Origin of the sequence: Lysobacter daejeonensis GH1-9, from assembly GCF_000768355.1 — a bacterium.
Lineage (GTDB): Bacteria > Pseudomonadota > Gammaproteobacteria > Xanthomonadales > Xanthomonadaceae > Aerolutibacter > Aerolutibacter daejeonensis.
On sequence record NZ_AVPU01000005.1, the window covers coordinates 15,338 to 37,095 of the forward strand.

Genomic DNA, 21,758 nt, shown 5'->3' on the forward strand with positions numbered 1-21,758 from the left:
CAGCGCGCCAGCCGCCGCACGCGGCGCCGCTCCCCGCACCTCGCCCGGTACCGCATGGCGGGTGGCGCTTGGTAGTCTGCGTGCCTACGTTTCCGAGGTGTCTGCCATGTTCGACATTGCCCCCACGTTTGACTGCAACGGCTGCGCGTTGGTGCTCGACCGGCCGCGGGTGATGGGCATCGTCAACGTCACCCCGGATTCGTTCTCCGATGGCGGCGAGTACGACACATTGGAGGCGGCTGTCGCGCACGGCATCTGCTTGGCCGGGGAGGGTGCGGACATCCTCGACGTTGGCGGTGAATCCACGCGGCCCGGGGCTGAAGAGGTTTCGCTGGAGGAGGAACTGCGCCGCGTGGTGCCACTGGTGCGACGACTGCGCGAGGCGACTTCGCTGCCGATCAGCGTGGACACCTACAAACCGGAGGTCATGCGCGCTGCGGTGGAGGCCGGCGCAGGCATGATCAACGACATCTATGGGTTGCGTCAGGAAGGGGCCCTGGACGCGGCCGCGTCGCTCGGCGTGCCCGTGGTGCTGATGCACATGCAGGGCGAGCCCCGCTCGATGCAGGCGGCGCCACAGTACGACGACGTCGTGGGCGAGGTCCACCGCTTCCTGGCCGAACGCATCTTTGCTGCCGAAATGGCCGGCATTCCGAAGAAGCGGCTGATTGCCGACCCCGGGTTCGGATTCGGCAAGGACACGACGCACAACCTGACGCTGCTGGCCCAACTGGAGCGCTTCGTGGAACTGGGCGTGCCCGTGTTGGCCGGCCTGTCGCGCAAGCGCAGCATTGGTGAGATCACGGGCCGCGACATTCCGCGCGAGCGCGTGGCCGGCTCGGTGGCCGCGCACCTGATTGCCGCGCAACGGGGCGCCAAACTGCTGCGCGTGCACGACGTGGCCGCGACGGTGGATGCGTTGAAGGTGTGGAATGCAGTTGCCGCCCAGCCCGTGCCGCGTACGCGCAGTGCGGTGCCTTCCATTCGCTGGCCGGATGAGGAATGAAGATCGCGTGCAGGTTCGACGCGTCTGTCAAGAAAAATCGTTGCTTTCCTGCGTGGTGAAAAAATAGCCAAACCTGTTGACACGCCCATCCCGCAAGGGCTGCATGCCGTTGCCCACATCGTCATCCAAATGGTTGTCCACAGGCTGTGTGCACAACTGAAGGTGGGCCGGAAATCGATGTCATCGGGTGTGGTGAATTTTTCACCAAACCTCTTGCGTCCCCCGCCGTTGCTGGCCCGTGGCGTTTGCTCCCCAAGCTTATCCCGCCGCTTGTCCACAGGCGCTGTGTACAACTGCGCGGCGCGCTGCCGGGCGGGGCGTTGTGCGTTGCCGCATCACCCAGGGGCCGCGAGGCGCGCCTGCCACGGGCGCCCTGGGGTAAGCTCCGGGCCTGACTCAGGGGAAAGACGCACATGACTGCCAGCACGCCGCTGCTCGTGACCTTCGGGCTGTACCTCATCGCCATGGTCATGATCGGTTTCATCGCTTGGCGGTCCACGCGCAACTTCGACGACTACATCCTCGGCGGGCGTTCGCTGGGCAGCTTCGTCACCGCGTTGTCGGCGGGCGCGTCTGACATGAGCGGTTGGTTGCTGATGGGCCTGCCCGGCGCGCTGTACCTGACCGGCCTGTCCGAGGCTTGGATCGCCATTGGCCTGACCGTGGGTGCGTATCTCAACTGGCGCTTCGTGGCCGGGCCGCTGCGGGTGTACACCGAGCGCACCCACAACGCGCTGACCCTGCCGGATTACTTCACCCACCGCTTCGCCGACAACCGCCGGGTGCTGCGCATCTTTTCCGCGCTGGTGATCCTGGTGTTCTTCGCCGTCTACTGCGCCTCTGGCATCGTGGCGGGCGCGCGCCTGTTCGAGAGTGTGTTCGGCGTGCCGTATGCACAGGCGCTGTGGTACGGCGCGGCGGCCACCATTGCCTACACCCTGATCGGCGGCTTCCTGGCGGTGAGCTGGACCGACACCGTACAGGCCTCGCTGATGATCTTCGCCCTGGTGCTGACGCCGGTCATCGTGGTTGTCAGCAACGGTGGCATCCAACCGAGCCTGGCGCTGATCGAACAGGTCGACCCCACCCGCCTGGACTGGATGGGCGCGGGCGGCCTGATGGCGGTGGTCTCGGCGGCCGCATGGGGCCTGGGGTATTTCGGCCAGCCGCATATCCTGGCGCGCTTCATGGCCGCCGACCATGTCAGCTCCATCCCCAAGGCCCGGCGCATCGGCATGACGTGGATGGTGCTGTGCCTCGCGGGCGCGATTGCGGTGGGCTTCTTCGGCATCGCGCACTACGCCGCACATCCCGAGGCGGCCGGTCCCGTGAGCCAGAATCCGGAGCGCGTGTTCATCACCTTGGCCGAGCAACTGTTCAACCCGTGGATCGCTGGCGTGCTGCTGTCGGCGATTCTGGCGGCGGTAATGAGCACCCTGTCGTGCCAGCTTCTGGTGTGTTCCAGCGCCGTCACCGAGGATTTCTATCGCGGTTTCCTGCGGCCCAACGCCGGCCAGCGCGAATTGGTCTGGGTAGGGCGTGCCGCAGTGCTGGCCGTGGCGTTGCTGGCCATCGCCATCGCGCGTGATCCGGACAGCCGCGTGCTGGGCCTGGTGAGCTACGCCTGGGCCGGCTTTGGCGCTGCCTTTGGCCCGGTCGTGATCCTGTCGCTGGTCTGGCAGCGCATGACGCGCAACGGTGCGCTGGCCGGCATGCTGACCGGTGCACTCACGGTGATCCTGTGGAAGCAGACCGGCAGTGCGATGTACGAAATCGTGCCGGGCTTCATCGTGGCGACGATCGCCATTGTCGTCACCAGCCTGCTGGACAGGGCGCCCCCGCACGAAGTGCAGGTGACGCACCAGCAGGTGCGGGCGTCGCTGCGCGAGAATCCGCACTGAACCGGCCTGGTGAGGGGGGAACCCCCTCGCCGCTGCAGCCCGCCACCATGACCATCGAGCATCTGGACCATCGCCCCGTTGCCATCGCGTTGATGGGCCCCACCGCGTCCGGCAAGACCGCACTGGCGCTGGACTGGGCCGAACAGTTGGGGGGCGAGATCGTCAGCGTCGATTCCGCGCTGGTGTATCGCGGGCTGGACATCGGCTCGGCCAAGCCCACGGCGGCCGAGCAGCGGCGAGTGCCGCACCACTTGATCGACGTGCGCGATCCCTGGCAGCCGTACTCGGCCGCCGAGTTCGCACAGGACGCGCGACGGGCACTGGACGACATTGCCGCCCGTGGTCGCGTGCCGGTGCTGGCGGGTGGCACCGGACTGTATTTCCATGCCTTGCTGCACGGACTGTCGCCGATGCCGGAGGCTGACCCCGGGATGCGTGCACGCCTGGAGGCGGAGGCAGCCGAGCGCGGTTGGGCGGCGCTGCACGCAGAGTTGGCGGCAGTGGACCCGGAAGCGGCCAAGCGCATCCATGCGACCGATGCCCAGCGCATCCAGCGCGGGCTCGAGGTCTACCGCGTCTCCGGACGCACGATCACCGACTGGCGGCGCGAGGGGCTGTCGACGCCGCGCCTCCCGTTCCGCGTGCTCAAACTGGTCCTGGCCCCGGTCGACCGGGCCGAGCTGCACGCGCGTATCGAGCAGCGTTTCGATACCATGCTGGCGTCCGGGTTCCTCGACGAGGTGCGCGCCCTGCGTGCCCTGCCGCAGTTGAAGGCGCACCCGGCGCCGTTGGAACTGCCGGCCCTGCGGGCGGTCGGTTATCGGCAGGCATGGGAGCATCTGGACGGGCGTGCCAATGCCGCCGAGTTCCGCGACCGGGGTGTCTTCGCCACCCGCCAACTGGCCAAGCGCCAGCTCACGTGGCTGCGCGGCGAACTCGATAGTCGCTGGTTCGACCCGGCCACCCAGCGCGAAGCGCTGGACCAGGCATTGGCGATGTTCCTGCCGCCAGCCCGGCGTCCCTGAACCGGCGACTGCAACCCACGTGGCGTAATCGCCGTCACGGGCAACTTCCCAAAACGCGGGTTTGCGTTACCATCGGCCCGTCGCCGCTGTGGGGACAGCTACCGGCGACGCGGACGGCCAGGGAGGCCCCGCCCATAACTAGAACTCATAATTGTTGGGGAACACTCTGATGTCCAAGGGACAGTCCTTGCAGGATCCTTTCCTGAACGCCCTGCGCCGCGAGCGCGTGCCCGTCTCGGTTTACCTGGTCAACGGCATCAAGCTGCAGGGCACCATCGAGTCGTTCGACCAGTTCGTGGTGCTGCTGCGCAACACGGTCAGCCAGATGGTCTACAAGCACGCCATTTCCACCGTGGTGCCGGCGCGCAATGTGCGCGTGGGGCCCACTGGCGGCCAGGTTTCGCCGGGTGAAGGCGGCGAGGGCGCCGACGAGGCAGAATAACGGCCTGTTGGCAGGCCGTCCCGGGAAGTGAGCACGCGTGTTTTTTGAAAGATCCCGCAAGGGCGAGCACGCGCTGCTGATCCAGCCGCATGCCGGCGGTCCGCCCGACGAGGGGCTGCTGGAGGAGTTCACCGACCTGGCCCGTTCCGCCGGCGCGACCATTGCGGCGGTGGTCACAGCGCGCATTGACCGCCCGAACGCCGCGACGCTGATTGGCAGCGGCAAGCTGGAAGAGATCAAGGCGGCGGTCGAGGCCACCGGTGCCGACCTCATCCTGGTCAACTTCACGCTCACGCCCACGCAGGAGCGCAATCTGGAGCGCGCGCTGCAGCGCCGCGTGGTGGACCGCACCGGGCTGATCCTGGACATTTTCGCCCAGCGCGCGCACAGCCACGAGGGCAAGCTGCAGGTGGAGCTGGCGCAGCTGCGCCACATGTCCACCCGGCTGGTGCGCGGCTGGACCCACCTGGAGCGTCAGCGCGGCGGTGCGATTGGCTTGCGTGGCCCGGGTGAGACGCAGCTGGAACTGGACCGGCGCATGCTGCAGGCCCGGCTGGAGTCGCTGCAGCGGCGGCTGGCCAAGGTGGAGGTCCAGCGCACGCAGATGCGCCGCGCGCGCCTGCGAAGCGAGATGCCGCGGGTGGCGCTGGTGGGCTACACCAACGCTGGCAAATCAACCCTGTTCAATGCGTTGACCGGCGCCGAGGCCTACGCCGCGGACCAGTTGTTCGCCACGCTGGACCCGACGGTGCGCCGCATCGACCTGTCCGGCGGCAGTGTGACCCTGGCCGACACCGTGGGCTTCGTGCGTGACCTGCCGCATGCGCTGGTGGCTGCGTTCCGGTCCACCCTGTCGGAGTCGCGCGAGGCCGACCTGCTGCTGCACGTCATCGATGCCGCCGACCCGCTGCGCGATGAGCGCATCGCCCAGGTCAACTCGGTGTTGGCGGAAATCGGCGCCGGCGACATCCCGCAGGTGCTGGTGTTCAACAAGATCGACCGGATCGAGGGTGCCACGCCCCGGCTGGACCAGCCGGGCGAGGGGCCGGTGCGGGTCTGGCTGTCGGCGCGCGATGGCGTGGGGCTGGACCTCCTGCAAACGGCGATGGCCGAGGCGCTGGAGCTGCGCCACGTGCAGGGCGAGGTGCGCATTCCGCCACAAGCGGCAAGGTTGCGCGCGCGCCTGCACGAGCTGGGCGCGGTGCGCAGCGAGCAGGGCGACGAGCATGGCTGGCGCCTGCAGGTCGACATCGCGCTGGCCGACGCGCAGCGGCTGTTTGCCCAATCGCACGGGGAGCCGTTGCGGCCCTTGCTTGAGGCGGCGGGAGCCCCCACCTAGAATCGACCCGCGCCTGCAGATCGGCTCCGCCGCCCCTGCCGGTTCGTTTCACTACATGGAGCAGGCATGGCCTGGAACACCCCTGGCAGTAGCAATTCGGGCGGCTCGAGCGGCCGTTCGCCGCGTCGCGGTCCCGGCGGACGCGGTCTGGACGCCCTTCTGGACCCGTTGCGCGGTCTGTTCGACGGTGGCGGCGGCAACGGTGGCATCCTGCGCTGGGTTGCCATCGTCATTGGCCTGTGGCTGGTCTTCAACTGCTTCGTGCTGATCACCGAGCAGCAGCGTGGCGTGGTGCTGCGCTTTGGCCAGTTCGCGCGCGTGATGCAGCCGGGCCCGCACTTCAAGCTGCCGTGGCCGATCGAGCGCGTCACCAAGATCAACGCCACCCAGATCAAGACCTTCAGCGAGAACGTGCCGGTCCTGACCGCTGACGAGAACATCGTGCTGGTCGAGATCAACGTGCAGTACCGCGTCAGCGATCCGCAGATGTACCTGTTTGGCACCCGGGACGGTGACGCCATGCTGGCGCAGGCGGCGCTGAGCACGGTGCGTGAGCAGGTGGGCCGCTCCACGCTGGACACGGTGCTGGGCGCGCGCAACGCGCTGGCGGTGTCGGCGCGTGACCAGCTGCAGAAGTCGCTCGCCGCCTACCGCACCGGTCTGGCGGTGACCGAACTCAACCTGCCCAACGCGCGCCCGCCGGAAGAGGTCAAGCCGGCCTTCGACGACGTCAACAGTGCCCAGCAGGACAAGGACCGCCTGATCAGCGAGGCCCGCGCCTACGCTGCGCAGGTGGTGCCGGAAGCCCGCGGCCAGGCCGCACGCGTGCGCACCGTGGCCGAGGGCTACAAGACCGCGACGATTGCGCGGGCGCAGGGTGATGCCGACCGCTTCTCGTTGCTGGTGGACCAGTACCAGGCGGCCCCCGAGGTCACCCGCAAGCGCCTGTGGCTGGAGACGGTGCAGGAAGTGCTGGCCGACAACCGCAAGGTGGTCGGTGGCGACTCGCGTCAGTTGATCTATGTGCCGATGGAGCCGGCGAAGGGCTCCACTGCGGCGGGTGGCGCGCTATCGCCGGAGACCTTGGCGCCCACCGTGACGGCCATTGAGCAGGCCGCCGAACAGTCCACCCGCAGTGGCCGCACGCCACGCCCCACCGGCCGTGAGGAGGTCACCCGATGAAGGTCTCGTTCTGGGTAGCCACCGCCGTGGCCATGCTGCTGGCGCTGATGGGCTCCGTGTACGTGGTCAATGAAGGGCAGACCGGCATGGTGCTGCAGTTCGGCCGTGTTGTGCGCAGCGACATCGGCCCCGGTCTGCATTTCAAGTTCCCGCTGGTGGAGACCGCGCGCGTGTTCGACCGCCGCCTGCAGGTGCTGGACGCCGAGCCGGAGCGCTACCTGACTTCCGAGCGCAAGGACGTCAGCGTGGACTTCTTCGCCGTCGGCATGATCGAGGACCCGCGTGCGTTCTACCGCGCCACCGGCGGCGACGAGTCGGTGGCCGTGGCGCGCCTGGCGCCGATCATCAAGGATTCGCTGCGCAACGAGATCAACGCGCGCACGCTGTCCCAGGTCGTTTCCGGTGATCGTCAGGAAGTGATTGGCAAGCAGCTGAAGGGCATCAATGACGGTGCGGCGACGATGGGCATCCGCATCGTCGACATGCGCATCAAGCAGATCGATCTGCCGACCGACAGCCAGGTGATCCAGGATGTCTACCGCCGCATGCGCGCCCAACGCCAGCAGGTGGCCAGCCGACTGCGCGCGGAGGGTGCCGAGCAGGCCAACACGGTGCGCGCCGAAGCGGACCGCGAACAGGCGGTGATTGCTGCCGAGGCCGAGCGCGATGCGCAACGCCTGCGTGGTGAGGGCGATGCACAGGCGGCCAAGGCCTATGCCGCCGCCGCCAACAAGGACCCCAGCTTCTACGCCTTCCAGCGCAGCCTGGAGGCCTACCGCAAGTCGTTCGCGGACGGGCAGGGCGTGATCGTGCTGGACCGCAATGATCCGTTCCTGCAGTACCTGAACAAAGACCGCTGACCGTGTCCGAAGAGTTGATGTCGGCACTGTGCCTGGTGGCGGTGCTGGAGGGGCTGGTGCTGTTCGCGACGCCCCAGGGCTGGAAGCGGGCGGCGGAGCAGCTCTACGCAATGCCCAACCAGCGCCTGCGGGCGATGGGCGGGATCGTGGTCATCCTGGGCCTGCTGTCGCTGATGTGGGTGCGGCACAGGTTCTGACCGTGGGCGGGGGCGCGTGGAGGTGATTCGCCTCCGAAAGGGCTGGCCCCCGCCCCCCAAAACCCGGATAATGCACAAAAGCCGGCCGGGGGAATCCCCGCCGGCTTTTTCCGTGTCTGGGGGGCCCTCTGGCCCTTCACCTTTTCTGCCTGGCCTTCCCCCTACGCTATCGGCCCGGCGGTACCTGATTGGAGCGAGTCATGGGTCAGTCTGTGGTGGTGTTGGGTGCCCAGTGGGGCGATGAAGGCAAGGGCAAGATCGTCGATCTGCTCACCGAGGAAATCGGTGCCGTGGTGCGCTTCCAGGGCGGCCATAACGCCGGCCACACGCTGGTCATCGGCGGCAAGAAAACCGTGCTGCACCTGATCCCGTCGGGCATCCTGCGCGAAGGCGCGCTGTGCTTGATCGGCAATGGCGTGGTGCTGAGCCCGGCCGCGCTGCGCAAGGAAATCGACGAACTGGAAGCCACCGGCGTGGACGTGCGTTCGCGCCTGAAGATCAGCCCGGCCACGCCGCTGATCATGCCGTACCACATTGCGCTGGATCAGGCCCGCGAGAAGGCCGCCGGCAAGGGCGCCATCGGCACCACCGGTCGCGGCATCGGCCCGGCGTACGAGGACAAGGTGGCGCGCCGCGGCATTCGCGTGGCCGACCTGCATTACCCCAAGGAGCTGGCCGAGAAGCTGCGCAGCACCATGGATTACCACAACTTCGTGCTGACCAAGTACCTGGGCGTCGATGCGGTCGACTACCAGAAGACGCTGGACGAGGCGCTGGCCTTCGGTGAGTACGTCGAGCCGATGAAGTCCGACGTCGCCGGCATCCTCCATGACCTGCGCAAGCAGGGCAAGCGCGTGCTGTTCGAAGGCGCGCAGGGTTCGCTGCTGGACATCGATCACGGCACCTACCCGTACGTGACCTCGTCCAACACCACGGTCGGCGGCGCATACGCCGGCACCGGCGTGGGCGCGGACGCGATCGATTACGTGCTGGGCATCTGCAAGGCCTACGCCACGCGCGTGGGCGGCGGTCCGTTCCCGACCGAGCTCAATGATGAAGTGGGCCAGGGCATCCGCGACCGCGGCGCCGAGTACGGCGCCACCACCGGCCGACCGCGCCGTTGTGGTTGGATGGACATCGTGGCGCTCAAGCGCGCGGTCGCCATCAACGGCATCACCGGCCTGTGCATCACCAAGCTGGACGTGCTGGATGGCATGGACAAGCTGAAGGTCTGCATCGGCTACAAGTACGGCGGCAAGACCACCGAGTACGCGCCGCTGGATGCCGCGGGCTGGGACGAGTGCGAGCCCGTGTACCTGGAGTTCCCGGGTTGGACCGAGAACACCCACGGCGTCACCGAATGGGACAAGCTGCCGCCGGCCGCGCGCGCCTACCTGCGTGCACTGGAAGAGCTATCGGGTTGCACGCTGGCCATCGTCTCGACCGGCCCGGACCGCGAGCACACCATGGTGTTGCAGGATCCGTGGGCCTGATCGATCCGCAGCCGCTTCATTGGCAGGCCCCGCATCGCGGGGCCTTGCCTTTTTGGGGCGGCGTCGTGGACCTGAAATGGCCTGTGGTTGTTGACAGGTCATCCCTTGGTCGAACTTCAGCATAATGTCCTGCTGATGCCCCCTGCCGCCCCATCTTCGTCGGGAAACGCCGCCCAGCTGCCCATCACCATCCGCACCTTGGCGATCCTGCTGGGTGGGCTGGCGATGTTCGGCCCGTTTTCCATCGACACCATCTTCCCGGCCTTTCCGGCCATGGGAGCCGCGCTGGGCGCGGACAAGGTGGCGATGCAACAGACCATCAGTGTTTATCTCGCGGCCTACGCGTTGATGAGCGTGGTGCACGGGCCGTTGTCGGATGCGATCGGGCGGCGCAAGGTGATCCTGGGCGGGCTGGCGGTGTTCACGCTGGCCTCGGTGGGCTGCGCGCTGGCGCGCGACATGGGCACGCTGCTGGCGTTCCGCGCGCTGCAGGGGCTGTCCGCCGGCGTGGGCCTGATTGTCGGCCGTGCGGTCATCCGCGACGTGCTGCATGGCGAGGACGCGCAGCGGCTGATGAGCCAGGTTTCGATGATCTTCAGCGTTGCCCCAGCTATCGCACCGGTGATCGGAGGCTGGATCCTGGGCTGGAGCCGTTGGCCGGCGATCTTCTGGTTCCTGGTGTTGTTTTCCGCGGTATTGCTGCTGGCTACCTGGCGCGTGCTACCGGAGACGCATCCGGTGGAGGCGCGACTGCCACTGGTGCCGCGGCAACTGCTGCGCGACTACATCGGCATCTTCCTCAACCCGCGGTTCCAGCGCCTGGCCGCGGCATCGGCGTTCAACTTCGGTGCGCTGTTCCTGTACATCGCTTCGGCGCCTGCGTTCGTCCTGGATCTGCTGAAACTCAGTGAGCAGCAGTTCGCCTGGTTCTTCGTGCCGACCATCGGTGGCATGGCGGTGGGGGCCTGGCTGTCGGGGCGCAGCGCGGGCCGGGTGGGTGGCGCGAGGTTGATCGCGATCGGGTTTGCCGCGAGCGCGCTGGCCATGGTCTACAACCTTGGCTACAACCTGCTGGTCGACGTGCCGCGCGTGCCGTGGGCGGTGTTGCCGATGAGCCTCAATGCATTCGGCATCGCGCTGGTGTTCCCGGTGATCACGCTGGCCATCTTGGACATGTTTCCTCGCCAGCGCGGCTCGGCATCGTCGTTGCAGGCGTTCACCAGCCTGGTGTTGAATGCGTTGATCGCAGGCGTGCTGTCGCCATTGATCAGTGACAGCGGCATGACGCTGGTACTGACGGCCACGGCGTTCCTGGCGGTGGGCTGGGGCTTCTGGCGATGGGAGGTCGCCGCGATGGCGCGGGTACCCTCGCTACCGCGCTCGCCCGACGGGATGTAGCGGCTCCAGCTCGCTTTTGGTGAACCCGCCGGGATCTGCATCCGACCCAAGGTGTCCAGCTTCTGCTGGCCCCGCTCAAAGCGGCTCGAACTCCACCGTGTACTGCCCGGCACCGTTGGGTGCGCGCACGATCTTGCATTCGTATTGGCCCAGCTCGCGCAGCGCTTCCTTCACCGCGGCGTAGCGGGCGAGTTCTTCTTCGCGAAGCGACAGTCGCGCATTGGACGACCAGCGGCTGGCCATGTCATCAAGCTCGGCCAGCAGGCTGGCGCAATCGGGAGCGTTCAGGGAGTACGGCACAGCGTGGCTCCATGAGGACGAATTTCAGCGTGCTCTCTGTCACGTTTTCATTGCAAACATGAATAGGGACTCTGGCACCACTCGGCCGACAGGCGGCTATTTTCATGCGATGACCTGCTCCATTTGGGCCGTCAGCGGGGTGGTCCTCGTTTCACGGGAGGATAGGAGGCCCTCATGGACGACTCCCAGCGTTCACGGTGATGCGACCCCACGGACGGAGCACCGCACCGGCGGCCGGCGCGCCTCCGACCATGCGACGGGCTTCTCGCGTATCGCTTGTCTGGCGTCTGCGCTCGAGCACCTTTCCCACCGCACTTTGCTGTTGATCCCCGGCGTTCCAATGCGCGTGTGGTACGCGAACGCGGCGGCGCGAGTGCCATTGGAGGTGCCGGCGATGCGGCTCCGCGACGGCGTGCTGGAGCTGAGCGACGGTGGGGCGCGGCAGGCTTTGTATACCGCCGTCCGGCACGTGACGGTGGAAGGCCCCGGACACCCGGTGCCACTGGCACTTTGTGGCGGCGATGCGATGCAGCATGTGCTGGACGTACATCTGGAGGCGCTCGATGTCGGCGCGGACGCGGATGCGCCGACATTGCGTCTGGTGCTGATGCGCTGGGTGAGCGGCGCAAGCTTTGACCTGCACGCCGGATGCCTTACGTTGGCACCATGACCGACCCTTGGAGCCCCGGATGATGCGTGAAGCACTGCTTGCCTTGAGCCTCGCGGTGACCGCGACCCTTCCCGCGCAGGCCACCGAGCCGCTGCCGATCATCGACGTGCACCTGCACGTGGGCGAAGCCGCGCCTGGCGCCATCAACCCCGCCACCGGCAAGCCGACCACTGCCAACACCGCTGCGGAGCGCGAACGACTGACCCTGGAGCAGATGCGCAAACACAACATCGTGCTTGGCCTGGTCAGCGGGCCGGACGCGGCAATGGCCAGCATGCGCCGCGCGGGGGGCGACAAGATCTGGGCGGGTGCATTCCTCGACGACGGCGGCAATGCGTTGCCGCCCACGGACACATTGCGCAAGGCGTTCACCAGCGGCGATCTCAAGGTCATGGCCGAGATCGGCGCGCAATACCACGGCCTCAACCCGAGCGATCCGTGGTTCGAGCCGTACCTGGCGTTGGCGGAAGAGCTCGACATTCCCGTGGGCATCCACACCGGGCTGGGGCCGCCGGCGTCGCCCTACACCTGCTGCCCGAAGTTCAGCGTCAACCTCGGAAACCCCGCGCTGCTGGAGCCCATGCTCAAGCGGCATCCGAAGCTGCGTGTGTGGATCATGCACGCCGGCTGGCCGTACCTGCAGGAGACCAAGGCCATCCTCTACATGTACCCGCAGGTGTATGCCGACGTGGCGGTAATCAACTGGATCATTCCGCGCGCGGAGTTCCATCAGTACCTGCGCGAGCTGGTTACGGCTGGTTTTGGCGATCGGCTCATGTTTGGTTCCGACCAGATGATCTGGCCGGAGTCGATCGGGCTGGCGGTGGAGGGCGTGACCTCGGCCAATTTCCTGAGTGAGGCACAGAAGCGAGACATCTTCTACAACAATGCAGCGCGGTTCTTTCGGCTGGACAGGACTGCGAGTGCGTCAGTGGACGTGGTGAGGTGACGACGCGAGCGTGACGAGCGGAGGGCATCGCGGCTGCATCGCGCCCCTCCTGATGTGTGCGCTTACGCTGGCCGCGCCACCGATGCGGCTAGCGTAAGTTGCGCCGCGTAATACAACGGCAATCCCCACGCCTTGTTCGCGAGGGCATGGCCGATGAAACGGTCGCGCGCCACCGAAATGTCGGACGCAGCGAAGGCCAGCGCCGCCACCGCCAGCCACCACGCACCGCTGCCGACGCCCGCGCCGATGGCCAGCGTGCACATCGCACCAATGGCCACCACGTACGCGGGCACCGCAATGCGGTACGGCGTCTTGAGCCGTGGCCAGAACGCGCGCAATACGAGGACCCCGACGACGAACATCAACGCCGCGCCCGCCAGCAACGCGCCGCCATGCAGCGGCCCGCCGGCAAACGCCCCCGCATACACCACATGCGCCAGCAGGAATGCGCCCAGCCCCGCGAGGAACACCGCACTGCGATGCGCGAGCAGCAGCACGTCGCCCAGCCAGCTCAACACCAGTGCGATCAGTATCAGCCGGCCGTATGGCGTGGCCGCCGCGTCGGCGGCCAATGCGACGGCGATGAATGCACTGCTGGCGACCGTCTTGAATGCTGCCCGCGGCGCGCGCGCCTGTCGCGCTTCGGCCCACAGAAGCCCCAGAGTGGCGAATGCGCAGATCGCCATAGCGAGCAGGGCGGAAAGTGGCAGTGTGGGCATCAATGGCATACGACCTCCTTGTGACAATGGGTCTCATTCTGCCTGTCCACCACCTGCCGCCTATACTGCCGGCCCCACACCCCACCGGAGCGGCGCCATGCCCACCCTTCCCCCGTGCCCGCAATGCGCCCTGGAGAACACCTATCCGGACGGCGACAACTATGTCTGCGCCGACTGCGGCCACGAGTGGCCGATGGCGGGTAACGCGGCCGCCATTGACGAGGATGACGCGGTAGTCAAGGACGCCAACGGCACCGTGCTCGCCGATGGCGACGCGGTGGTGCTGATCAAGGACCTGAAGGTGAAAGGCTCTTCGATCACCCTCAAGCAGGGCACCAAGGTCAAGAGCATCCGCCTGGTCGGCAGCGGCGACCACGAAGTGGACTGCCGCATGGACGCCGGCAATTTCATGCTGAAGGCGTGCTACCTGAAGAAGGTGTAAGCGCGTCGCCGATGCGGAAGCGGCACACGTGGCCCCCGCGTACGATGCACTCCATGTGGTGGATGCGGTGACCGGTGGCAGCCTCCATGAACGCCAGGTCGAAGCGGCACACCTGGGGGTGTCGCCTCGCCAGCGCATGGAACACGCAGTTGAAAGCCTCCACCTGCCACTCCTCGCCGTGGCGCGCAGGCACCGCCTCGTAACCCAGTGCATCCAGTTGCCGTGCCAGGGCGCGGGCCAGGCCATCGGCGCCCGCTTCGGGCTGCAGCGGCGGTTGCGTGGCGGCCACGCTGCGGCCCAGCTCATCGAGGAAGGCGGCGGTTGCCGCGTCGCCCAGGCGGTCATGCAATTGCGCCAGCAGGGCGCCTGCGATGGCGCCATAGTTGCGCGGGAACAACTCGCGTCCCGATGCAGTGAGTGCATAGCGCATCTGCGGCCGCCCGCCACTGGCCAATGACTGCACCCGCTGCACCCAGCCCTGGCCGATGAGCGCGGTGAGGTGCTGGCGCACCGCGTTGTGGCTTACGTGCAGCCGGTCGCACAGCATCTCCACCGTGCAGCCGCCCACGTTGAGCAGCAGCTGCCGGAGCAGCCGCTGCTGGGTGTCGCCCAATTGATGCAGAGGGTGGGTCATGGACTCAGTGCACCTTGTTCATGGGCCTGGCGCCATGGGGCGCCTCAGCTGGCCTTGTGCGGGAACTGCCGGGCGATGGCGCCCGCCAGTGCGTCGGCGAGGGTGTCCATGTGCGCCTGCATTGCCTTCCACGTAACAGCTTCGGCTTGCATGTCGTCGGCCATCACCTGCTGGATCTGCGCGGCGTGGTGCGCGCCATGCGCCACCAGCAGGCCATTGACCGCGCTCTCGGACAGGTACGGGTTGGCGCCGGACAGGAACTTCGCGATCTCGGCGGCGTTGGCGGTGAGCGCGGCCATCGCGGCCTGCTGCGCTGTGTTGTCGCCACGGGCCTGCGCATCGGTCATGGCTTTCACCGCGCCCCAGTGCCCGGCCAGCAGGGTCAGCATCTGCTGGCCCGCGGCGGGGCCGTAGTAGCTGCCCACCGCATCGGCCAGTTGCCTGGCGTTGGCGACCACGCCTTCGGCGGCCTGTTCGGCGTGGGTGGTGTTGTGGTCCTGCACGGCCAGCGCATAGGCGCGGGTCTGCACCACGTGGCCGTGCCACAGGCTGCGCAGCGCGGCCTGCAGCTTGGGCGCGGGGACGGCGGCTTGGGGCGTGGCGGCAGCGGCGTGGCGGGTGTGTGATGCCGAGGGAGCGGTCGCGCCCAGCGCGAGGGCCGGTGGCAGGGTGAGTGCGAGCAGGGTGAAGGCGGTCACCAGGTTGCGAGGGGCAAGTGGGCGGTTCATGGGCGTCTCCTGAAAGGTCGCGGGAGGGCGACGCCTGTAGGGTCCGCAGTATGGCCTTGGAAACAATAAGCTCATGTGTAAAGCATCAGTTGCGACAGCGAGATGAGGGGCGGGGAGCGCCAGCGCCGTTATTCGCGCCTGCCAGCCGCGCAAGGCCACTGGCAGCGCCCTGCGGGTCGCCCCCTGCCTGAGACACATGAGGGGCTCATCACCGGCGTATTACGTCATTACGGTTAGCGTCCGCCAGTCCCCCCGACGCTAGGTCAGCCATGGGCCCGTCCCGTCCTTCCGAACCCGCCGCCACCGCCCGTCGCGACGCCGTGCGCTGGGAGCACAAGCGCACGCAGTCACGCGCCCTGTGGGAGCGCGACAAACACGCCGTCGACCATGTCTGGCCGGAGACACCGCGCCTCACGTGGCCGATGGCGGCGACGACGCCTGTGTCTCGTGATACCACGCCGCCGGACACGCGGTCGCCGCTTCCGCCCAGGCGAGGCGCGATCCGCCCTTGAGGCAATCCCAGTCGCGGATCGCGTTTTCCGCGTCGAGCTGCGAGCACACTCCATTGTTGGACAAGGGCGCGGCGGCCAGCGGGGCGACCTCAGCGTTTGGGCGCAACGGATGGAGCGCGGGCGTACGGACGGGTCACCCGATTGGGGGGTGGTGCTTTGCGTGCGGGGAAGCGGCCATTCAGGGGGCGAGTGGCGATTCTTCGTCAATTGCGGCGATCTGAGTGCCGTGCGTCGTGCTCGCCCCCGGCGAGAAGGTCGACCAGAGCGTACTGGCCTCGCACGTGGTGCGTTGCGCGCGAAACCTGCGCGGCAGGCAACAAAACGGCGGGGCCGATGGCCCCGCCGCGGATGTCTCACTTCAGGCAACCCTGCCTGAGGCAAGTGTTACTGCCTGGTCGGAATATTGACCTTGTCGATGCCGTGGATGAGGCCGTTGGTTGAACCGATGTCGGGCGACGTGACCTGCGCTCCATCGATGCTGACGCGGCGGTCAACCAGCTTGATTGGCGCGCTCTGGCCGTTGACCGTCTTGGCCTGCTCCCACTTGCCCAGGTCGGCAGTGGTCTTGCGACCGCGGATGACGTGGTAGTTGAGCAGCGAAACCAGTTCTTCCTTGTTTTCCGGCTTGAAAAGCATGTCGAGCTTGCCGGAGGGCAGCTTTGAAAACGCCGCGTCGGTTGGCGCGAACACGGTAAAGGGACCCTCGCCACGCAGGACGTCGGTCATCCCCGCTTGCTGGACGGCGCGGCCGAAGGTCTTGAACGAGCCGTTGGCGGCTGCGGTGTCGACCAGGTCGAGGGTGCTGGGAGCGCTGGGGGAGTTGGAAGCGCTGGGGGAGTTGGAAGCGCTGGGGGTGGTGTTCATGGTGTTCATGGAATTTGTGCCTTGTGTGCGATCCGCAGGACGCGAATCGAAGACGGTCGAAACCGTGACCCCTGCAGGGTGCAGGGGTGCGAGGCTCAGTGCGGTTTGGGAGGGGGACGTGCTGCGCGGCTGAGTGGCCGTTACGACCTTGCGTCGTAGTGCAAGGACACCATGCGCCTTGTGTTGTTATTTGGATGTAACGCAGGCGTGACGACGGCTCACATCGATGCGCGGTGCTTCCCGCGTGGGTACGCATGCAGAGCGATGAAGGCGCGCCCGCCGTTTTGGCACGAACGCGCGCTCACGCTTACGGGCACTTCACTCCGGGGTTGAAATCGGCGAACAGCCCCGATGCGTTGTGCTTCCAGACCCAGGCATGCAGGACCCATGCGTTGATGCCGGGGTTCAAGTGGAACGTCTGCCCGAACAACTCCGGCGGGACGGGGTTCAACTGGGTGAACACGATGTACTCCACGGCCACGAGTTGCAGGCCACCGCCCGGCTTGGGCGCATAGACCAGCACCTCGGGCCGCAGCGGGTCCACGGTGCCGTCGGCCAGTTCGGTTTCGTTGGCGTAGTGGTAGCCCATGCCGCCCACCGCGGGGTCCGGGTGGGCGATGCAGCCGGTCAACGGCGTGGCCCATCCTGCGGCGCCGGCGGCGTCGATCGAATGGAACGGTGCGGTGGCGTGGCGCAATTCATTGACCAGGGAATTCAACCGGTCATCCTCGCCTGCGACCGCCACGGGGGCGCAGAACGCGCCCGCAACCAAAGTGGCGGCCAGCAGCAGCGATTGCCTTTTCATCGTGTAGTCCTCGTCGCGAAGGTGGGGGCCGAGCATCGCTCGTCGACCAAGCCAACGCCGGCCCTCCACTCTTGCGGTCAACGGGCGCCCCGTTCATCGTCGGGCGCGCGACAAACGGGTGTCAGGCCCGCACGCGCTCCACCGGCATTCCGTGTGCGTGCCACGCTTCGAAGCCACCGGCCAGCGGCCGCACGCGTTTGAACCCGCGCTGCTTCAGCTCACGCGCCAGCTTGGCCGCGGACGCTTCGTTGGGGCAATCGCAGTACACGATCACTTCATGCTGCGGCGCGACGTCCAGCTCGGCCACGTGCGCGGCCAGCACCGCGCCGGGAATCCAGCCCGACGCCTCGCGCTGCGCGCTGGGGCGCACGTCCAGCACCAGCGGCACGGCGCCATCGTCGAACAACTGCTGCAGTTCCGGCACCGAGATGCGCGCCATGCGGATCAGGCGGATGAAGCGTTGGCGCTTCCACAGTTTGTAGGCGATGAACAACACGACGGCGCCCAGCAACACAAGCAAGCCGATGTGGCCGAGTGATTCCAGCTGCGCCAGCACATCGTTCACCGCGTCATGGAACAGCGCGCCGGTACCCACTGCCACCAGTGCCCACAGTGCGGCACCGAGGCCGTCGTAAAGCGCGAATCGCGCCAACCCGGTGCGCGTCTGCCCGGCCAGCGTGGTGGCCAGCGCGGCGAAGCCGGGGATGAACTTGGCCACCACCAGCGACGGTGCGCCCCAGCGCGCATAGGTGTCGCGCGTGGTGGCCACGCATGAGTCTGGCGATAGCGACATCCGGCACATCAGCCGCACCAGGTGCGCGCCGAAGCGGCGCCCGCCGGCATACCACAGGCCATCGGCCAGCAACGCGGCCAGCGCCGCCACCAGCACGATGGGCCACAGCGGCTGCTGCGACTCCACCGCCATCGCGCTGGCCACGATGATCGGTGGGAACGCGGGCACCGGCAGACCGCCCTGGTCCAGCAGGACGGCGATGAAGACGACCCATAGGCCGTAGTGCTGGATCAGGTGGAGCAGTGCGTCCATATGGGCGGCACGCCGTGGTCGGGGCGACCAGTGTCACCCAGCGCGCGCGACGATGGTGTGCCGCGCGCGGATCGGTGCGGTGCGTGGGCGGAACGCTCAGCGCAGGCGCTGCATCACCGCCTCGGTCATGCGGTCGCAGCGCGCGCCGAGGAACGGGAACGCGCCGGCCACGGTCGCCGCCAGGGTGTCGTGCAGCGCGGCGCGCAGCAGCCGGCGGGCGCGGTGCAGGCGTGTCTTCACCGTCTCCGAGCGCAGGCCGAGGCTGGTCGCGGTTTCCTCCACCGTGCATTCCTCGATCTCGCGCATGACGTACACCACTCGGAACGGTTCGGGCAGGGCGTCGATGGCGCGCTCCAGCAGCCGGCGCACTTCCGCGCGGGCGGCGGCGGAGACCGGGTCGTCACCGCCGCTGCGCCCGGGGAAGGGGATGACGCGGCTGTCGTCGTGGAGGGTCTTGTCCATCGCCTCGATGTCCATCGTGGGGCGCCGCTGGCGCAGGCGGCCATGTGCTTCGTTGAGCACCACGCGCGTCAGCCACGTGGCCAGCGAGGCATCGCCACGGAAGCTGGCGATCTTTTCGTACGCGTTGACGTAGGCGGCCTGGACGACGTCCTCGGCTTCGGCATCGTCATGCACCACGCTGCGCGCCACGCGGAACAGGCGTTGGTTGCAGCGGCGCATGATCTGGCGGAAGGCGTCGCGGTCGCCGGCCTGCACGCGGTGGGCCAGCGCGGTGTCGTCCAGCGCGGCGTAGTCGAGGGCGAGCGGGGTGTCGGACGGGTGCATGGTGGGGCCTCTTGTGTGCATTGGACGCGGGGATGGGCCTGGGGTTCCCGGCCGGGGTTCCCGCTCACACCGCCAGCGCGGCGAGGACGTCGGTGCGGTAGGGCTCCTGCTCGAAGCGGCCGAGCAGGCGCCGGGTCACCATCGCCACCCCGTGCATGCCCACCCCGCGCGAGGCGATGCAGTCGTGGCTGGCCTGCACCACCACGGCCACCCCGCGCGGCTGCAGCACGTGCTGCAAGGTGTCGGCGATCTCCGCGGTCAGCCGCTCCTGGATCTGCAGGCGGCGGGCGTAGGCGTCCACCAGCCGGGCCAGCTTGGAGATGCCGACCACGCGCTCGCCCGGCAGGTAGGCGACGTGGGCGACGCCGCGGATCGCGGCCATGTGGTGCTCGCACACCGAGCGTACCGGGATGTCGCGCAGCAGCACGACGTCGTCGTAGCCGGCGCGGTCGAAGTGGCGACCCAGGATCACTTCCGGGTCGAGCGCGTAGCCGCCGAACCACTCCTCGTAGGCGCGGACCACGCGGGCGGGGGTGTCGAGCAGGCCTTCGCGGCCGGGATGGTCGCCGGCCCAGCGGATCAGGGTGCGGACCGCGGCCTCGGCTTCCTGGCGACTGGGACGCGGCTCGCCCGCCGCCGGGCCCCGCGCGGGGACGGTGGAATCGACGGAATGCAGGCGGGCATCGAGCATGGCGGCGTGACCTCAATGGCAAGGATATTCCGGTAGATGCAGCAGGGCAGGTGAGGTTCCCGCGGGCGCTGGCGTGCTGGCGGGAACCCTGACGCCACTGGTGCATCCAATCCATGCAGCCCGGAGATGCGGCCGCGTCGTGGAATCCGCGCCTGACCCACCGTAACCCGATGTCCCCGAGAAAGGAGTCATGCCATGGCACACACCGATACCCCACCGCCGGGCCCCGACCTGACCCTGGGGGTGCTCCTGTCGGACATTCCCGCCGCGGGTGCGCTGGCCGGACACGTCGATGGCGAGCCTGTGCTGCTGGCGCGGCTGGAGGACGGCCTGCACGCCGTCGGCGGCCGCTGCACCCATTACGGTGCGCCGCTGGCCGAGGGGCGTGTCTCCGACGGCGAGGTGCGCTGCCCGTGGCACCACGCCTGCTTCAGCCTGCGGACGGGGGCGGCGCTGCATGCACCGGCCTTCGCCGGGTTGCCGGTGTTCCGGGTGGAGGTGGTGGGCGACACGGCCTTCGTGCGCGGACAGCAGGCGGTGGCAGCCGCAGCTACGGTGCGCGCCGCAACGAAGGACGCGGCGCCGCGTCCTTTACCGCGGCGCATCGCGATTGTCGGCGGCGGCGCGGCCGGGTACGCGGCCGCGCTACGATTGCGCGAACGCGGCTTCGATGGCGACCTGACCATGTTCAGCGACGACCACGCGGCGCCGTACGACCGGCCCAACCTGTCCAAGGATTACCTGGCCGGCACCGCGCCGGAGGACTGGATTCCGCTGCAGGACGCGCAGTTCTACGCCGACCACGGCATCGACCTGCGCCTGGCGTGCACGGTGGGCGCCATCGACGCGGACGCGCGCGAGGTGTTGACCACCGACGGCGCGCGCACCGGCTACGACGCGCTGCTGCTCGCCACCGGCGCGGAGCCGCGTCGCTTGGCATTGCCAGGCTTCGACCGAACCAACGTGTTCGTGTTGCGTTCGCTGGCCGACGCGCGCGCCATCATCGCCGCCAGCGAGGGCGCGCGTTCGGTGGCGTTGCTCGGCGCGGGCTTCATCGGCATGGAGGCCGCCGCCGCACTGCGCGCGCGTGGGCTGGCGGTGCACGTGGTGGCGCCCGAGGCGGTGCCGATGGCGCGTGCGCTGGGCGGCGAAGTGGGCGGTTTCGTGACGGACCTGCACCGCGAGCAGGGCGTGGTGTTCCACCTGCAGGCCAGCGCGGTCGGCTATGACGGCCGCACGTTGACGCTGGGCAGCGGCGAGCAGGTGCCTGCCGATGTGCTGATCGTCGGTGCAGGTGTGGTGCCGCGCACGCAGCTGGCCGAAGCAGCGGGCGTTGCGGTGCAGGATGGCGTGCTGGTCGACCAGCGGCTGGAAACCTCCATCGCGCACCATTACGCCGCCGGCGACGTGGCGCGCTATCCCCATCGCGGCGACCTGATCCGCGTGGAGCATTGGGTGCACGCGCAGCGACAGGGACAGGCCGCAGCCGCCAATCTGATGGGCGCCGACGAGCCGTTCATCGAAGTGCCGTTCTTCTGGACCCACCACTACGGTGTGGAACTGCGTTACGTCGGCCATGCCACCGACTGGGACGATGTGCGGATGGACGGCACGCTGGCTGGCCGCGACTTCACCGCGCGCTACCTGCGCGGGGGCGAACTGGTGGCCGCCGCGTCAGTGGGCCGCGATGTGGAGAACCTCGCGCTGGAGGCGGAGCTGCGCGAGGCCACGCGGCGCGGCGCGGGCCAGCGGGCCTGACAGCGCGGCTTG

The 21,758-nt window shown here is 68.1% G+C and carries 23 protein-coding genes; 14 read left to right on the plus strand and 9 right to left on the minus strand.

The window, feature by feature from the left end:
• The first annotated feature begins 106 nt into the window (after positions 1 to 106).
• From folP to N800_RS04125, 10 genes are all read left to right on the plus strand, one after another.
• Complete coding sequence (gene folP / locus N800_RS04080) at positions 107 to 1,006, plus strand: dihydropteroate synthase (protein ID WP_036135235.1); 900 nt, start codon at positions 107 to 109, stop codon at positions 1,004 to 1,006.
• A gap of 413 nt (positions 1,007 to 1,419) precedes the next feature.
• Complete coding sequence (gene putP / locus N800_RS04085) at positions 1,420 to 2,907, plus strand: sodium/proline symporter PutP (RefSeq protein WP_036135237.1); 1,488 nt, start codon at positions 1,420 to 1,422, stop codon at positions 2,905 to 2,907.
• A gap of 47 nt (positions 2,908 to 2,954) precedes the next feature.
• Complete coding sequence (gene miaA / locus N800_RS04090) at positions 2,955 to 3,932, plus strand: tRNA (adenosine(37)-N6)-dimethylallyltransferase MiaA (protein WP_036135238.1); 978 nt, start codon at positions 2,955 to 2,957, stop codon at positions 3,930 to 3,932.
• A gap of 169 nt (positions 3,933 to 4,101) precedes the next feature.
• Positions 4,102 to 4,374, plus strand: a complete 273-nt coding sequence (gene hfq, locus N800_RS04095) for an RNA chaperone Hfq (RefSeq protein WP_036135240.1) — start codon at positions 4,102 to 4,104, stop codon at positions 4,372 to 4,374.
• A gap of 37 nt (positions 4,375 to 4,411) precedes the next feature.
• Entirely contained in the window at positions 4,412 to 5,713 is a 1,302-nt protein-coding gene (gene hflX / locus N800_RS04100; RefSeq protein ID WP_036135242.1) for a ribosome rescue GTPase HflX, read from the plus strand.
• A gap of 66 nt (positions 5,714 to 5,779) precedes the next feature.
• Positions 5,780 to 6,895 carry an FtsH protease activity modulator HflK gene (gene hflK / locus N800_RS04105; RefSeq protein WP_036135243.1) on the plus strand — a complete coding sequence of 372 codons (1,116 nt, stop codon included), beginning with the start codon at positions 5,780 to 5,782 and terminating at the stop codon, positions 6,893 to 6,895.
• The gene (hflC, locus tag N800_RS04110; protein WP_036135245.1) at positions 6,892 to 7,755 is read left to right on the plus strand and encodes a protease modulator HflC; all 864 of its coding nucleotides are present in this window, start codon (positions 6,892 to 6,894) and stop codon (positions 7,753 to 7,755) included. The genes hflK and hflC overlap by 4 nt, the downstream gene beginning before the upstream one ends.
• Before the next feature lie 2 nt (positions 7,756 to 7,757).
• The gene (locus tag N800_RS04115) at positions 7,758 to 7,952 is read left to right on the plus strand and encodes a DUF2065 domain-containing protein (protein WP_425476496.1); all 195 of its coding nucleotides are present in this window, start codon (positions 7,758 to 7,760) and stop codon (positions 7,950 to 7,952) included.
• 200 nt (positions 7,953 to 8,152) lie between these two features.
• On the plus strand, positions 8,153 to 9,445 hold the full coding sequence (locus tag N800_RS04120) for an adenylosuccinate synthase (protein ID WP_036135247.1): 1,293 nt from the start codon (positions 8,153 to 8,155) through the stop codon (positions 9,443 to 9,445).
• Between the two features lie 135 nt (positions 9,446 to 9,580).
• Positions 9,581 to 10,843 (plus strand): multidrug effflux MFS transporter, encoded by a 1,263-nt coding sequence (locus N800_RS04125; protein WP_052107899.1) that lies wholly within the window; start codon positions 9,581 to 9,583, stop codon positions 10,841 to 10,843.
• A 75-nt stretch (positions 10,844 to 10,918) separates the two neighbouring features.
• Here N800_RS04125 and N800_RS04130 read toward each other — a convergent pair whose 3' ends face one another.
• Positions 10,919 to 11,143 (minus strand): hypothetical protein, encoded by a 225-nt coding sequence (locus N800_RS04130; RefSeq protein WP_036135249.1) that lies wholly within the window; start codon positions 11,141 to 11,143, stop codon positions 10,919 to 10,921.
• A 394-nt stretch (positions 11,144 to 11,537) separates the two neighbouring features.
• On the opposite strand from N800_RS04130, the gene N800_RS04135 reads away from it, so the two are divergent.
• Positions 11,538 to 11,813, plus strand: coding sequence for a hypothetical protein (locus N800_RS04135; protein ID WP_156962869.1), 276 nt, complete (start codon positions 11,538 to 11,540; stop codon positions 11,811 to 11,813).
• A gap of 22 nt (positions 11,814 to 11,835) precedes the next feature.
• On the plus strand, positions 11,836 to 12,762 hold the full coding sequence (locus tag N800_RS04140) for an amidohydrolase family protein (RefSeq protein WP_198032466.1): 927 nt from the start codon (positions 11,836 to 11,838) through the stop codon (positions 12,760 to 12,762).
• Between the two features lie 62 nt (positions 12,763 to 12,824).
• Here N800_RS04140 and N800_RS04145 read toward each other — a convergent pair whose 3' ends face one another.
• Positions 12,825 to 13,481, minus strand: a complete 657-nt coding sequence (locus N800_RS04145) for a lysoplasmalogenase family protein (protein WP_198032467.1) — start codon at positions 13,479 to 13,481, stop codon at positions 12,825 to 12,827.
• A 97-nt stretch (positions 13,482 to 13,578) separates the two neighbouring features.
• Here N800_RS04145 and N800_RS04150 point away from each other — a divergent pair, with 97 nt between their 5' ends.
• Entirely contained in the window at positions 13,579 to 13,923 is a 345-nt protein-coding gene (locus N800_RS04150) for a zinc ribbon domain-containing protein YjdM (RefSeq protein WP_036135253.1), read from the plus strand.
• Here the strand turns inward: N800_RS04150 and N800_RS04155 are convergent.
• From N800_RS04155 to folE, 7 genes are all read right to left on the minus strand, one after another.
• Positions 13,889 to 14,557, minus strand: a complete 669-nt coding sequence (locus N800_RS04155) for a helix-turn-helix transcriptional regulator (protein WP_052107902.1) — start codon at positions 14,555 to 14,557, stop codon at positions 13,889 to 13,891. The two genes, N800_RS04150 and N800_RS04155, sit on opposite strands and share 35 nt — an antisense overlap.
• Positions 14,558 to 14,601: 44 nt before the next feature.
• Positions 14,602 to 15,285, minus strand: coding sequence for a hypothetical protein (locus N800_RS04160; RefSeq protein WP_052107903.1), 684 nt, complete (start codon positions 15,283 to 15,285; stop codon positions 14,602 to 14,604).
• A gap of 896 nt (positions 15,286 to 16,181) precedes the next feature.
• Positions 16,182 to 16,670, minus strand: a complete 489-nt coding sequence (locus tag N800_RS04165; RefSeq protein WP_232227541.1) for a fasciclin domain-containing protein — start codon at positions 16,668 to 16,670, stop codon at positions 16,182 to 16,184.
• Between the two features lie 298 nt (positions 16,671 to 16,968).
• Positions 16,969 to 17,466 (minus strand): hypothetical protein, encoded by a 498-nt coding sequence (locus N800_RS04170; protein ID WP_156962870.1) that lies wholly within the window; start codon positions 17,464 to 17,466, stop codon positions 16,969 to 16,971.
• Positions 17,467 to 17,587: 121 nt separating this feature from the next.
• Positions 17,588 to 18,511 carry a rhodanese-like domain-containing protein gene (locus N800_RS04175; RefSeq protein ID WP_036135255.1) on the minus strand — a complete coding sequence of 308 codons (924 nt, stop codon included), beginning with the start codon at positions 18,509 to 18,511 and terminating at the stop codon, positions 17,588 to 17,590.
• Positions 18,512 to 18,607: 96 nt separating this feature from the next.
• Entirely contained in the window at positions 18,608 to 19,297 is a 690-nt protein-coding gene (locus N800_RS04180; protein WP_036135257.1) for an RNA polymerase sigma factor, read from the minus strand.
• 64 nt (positions 19,298 to 19,361) lie between these two features.
• Positions 19,362 to 19,988 carry a GTP cyclohydrolase I gene (gene folE / locus N800_RS04185; RefSeq protein ID WP_036135258.1) on the minus strand — a complete coding sequence of 209 codons (627 nt, stop codon included), beginning with the start codon at positions 19,986 to 19,988 and terminating at the stop codon, positions 19,362 to 19,364.
• A gap of 195 nt (positions 19,989 to 20,183) precedes the next feature.
• On the opposite strand from folE, the gene N800_RS04190 reads away from it, so the two are divergent.
• Positions 20,184 to 21,746, plus strand: a complete 1,563-nt coding sequence (locus tag N800_RS04190) for an FAD-dependent oxidoreductase (protein WP_036135259.1) — start codon at positions 20,184 to 20,186, stop codon at positions 21,744 to 21,746.
• The last annotated feature ends 12 nt before the right edge of the window (positions 21,747 to 21,758 follow it).

Coding starts and splice junctions, on each gene's coding strand:
- N800_RS04145 (WP_198032467.1), bottom strand. CDS start 13,481: ATGCCCACACTGCCACTTTCCGCCCTGCTCGCTATGGCGATCTGCGCA.
- N800_RS04155 (WP_052107902.1), bottom strand. CDS start 14,557: ATGACCCACCCTCTGCATCAATTGGGCGACACCCAGCAGCGGCTGCTC.
- N800_RS04190 (WP_036135259.1), top strand. CDS start 20,184: ATGGCACACACCGATACCCCACCGCCGGGCCCCGACCTGACCCTGGGG.
- N800_RS04175 (WP_036135255.1), bottom strand. CDS start 18,511: ATGGACGCACTGCTCCACCTGATCCAGCACTACGGCCTATGGGTCGTC.
- N800_RS04180 (WP_036135257.1), bottom strand. CDS start 19,297: ATGCACCCGTCCGACACCCCGCTCGCCCTCGACTACGCCGCGCTGGAC.
- N800_RS04165 (WP_232227541.1), bottom strand. CDS start 16,670: ATGAACACCATGAACACCACCCCCAGCGCTTCCAACTCCCCCAGCGCT.
- hflK (WP_036135243.1), top strand. CDS start 5,780: ATGGCCTGGAACACCCCTGGCAGTAGCAATTCGGGCGGCTCGAGCGGC.
- folP (WP_036135235.1), top strand. CDS start 107: ATGTTCGACATTGCCCCCACGTTTGACTGCAACGGCTGCGCGTTGGTG.
- hflC (WP_036135245.1), top strand. CDS start 6,892: ATGAAGGTCTCGTTCTGGGTAGCCACCGCCGTGGCCATGCTGCTGGCG.
- hfq (WP_036135240.1), top strand. CDS start 4,102: ATGTCCAAGGGACAGTCCTTGCAGGATCCTTTCCTGAACGCCCTGCGC.
- N800_RS04135 (WP_156962869.1), top strand. CDS start 11,538: ATGCGGCTCCGCGACGGCGTGCTGGAGCTGAGCGACGGTGGGGCGCGG.
- putP (WP_036135237.1), top strand. CDS start 1,420: ATGACTGCCAGCACGCCGCTGCTCGTGACCTTCGGGCTGTACCTCATC.
- folE (WP_036135258.1), bottom strand. CDS start 19,988: ATGCTCGATGCCCGCCTGCATTCCGTCGATTCCACCGTCCCCGCGCGG.
- miaA (WP_036135238.1), top strand. CDS start 2,955: ATGACCATCGAGCATCTGGACCATCGCCCCGTTGCCATCGCGTTGATG.
- N800_RS04160 (WP_052107903.1), bottom strand. CDS start 15,285: ATGAACCGCCCACTTGCCCCTCGCAACCTGGTGACCGCCTTCACCCTG.
- N800_RS04120 (WP_036135247.1), top strand. CDS start 8,153: ATGGGTCAGTCTGTGGTGGTGTTGGGTGCCCAGTGGGGCGATGAAGGC.
- N800_RS04170 (WP_156962870.1), bottom strand. CDS start 17,466: ATGAAAAGGCAATCGCTGCTGCTGGCCGCCACTTTGGTTGCGGGCGCG.
- N800_RS04150 (WP_036135253.1), top strand. CDS start 13,579: ATGCCCACCCTTCCCCCGTGCCCGCAATGCGCCCTGGAGAACACCTAT.
- N800_RS04140 (WP_198032466.1), top strand. CDS start 11,836: ATGCGTGAAGCACTGCTTGCCTTGAGCCTCGCGGTGACCGCGACCCTT.
- N800_RS04125 (WP_052107899.1), top strand. CDS start 9,581: ATGCCCCCTGCCGCCCCATCTTCGTCGGGAAACGCCGCCCAGCTGCCC.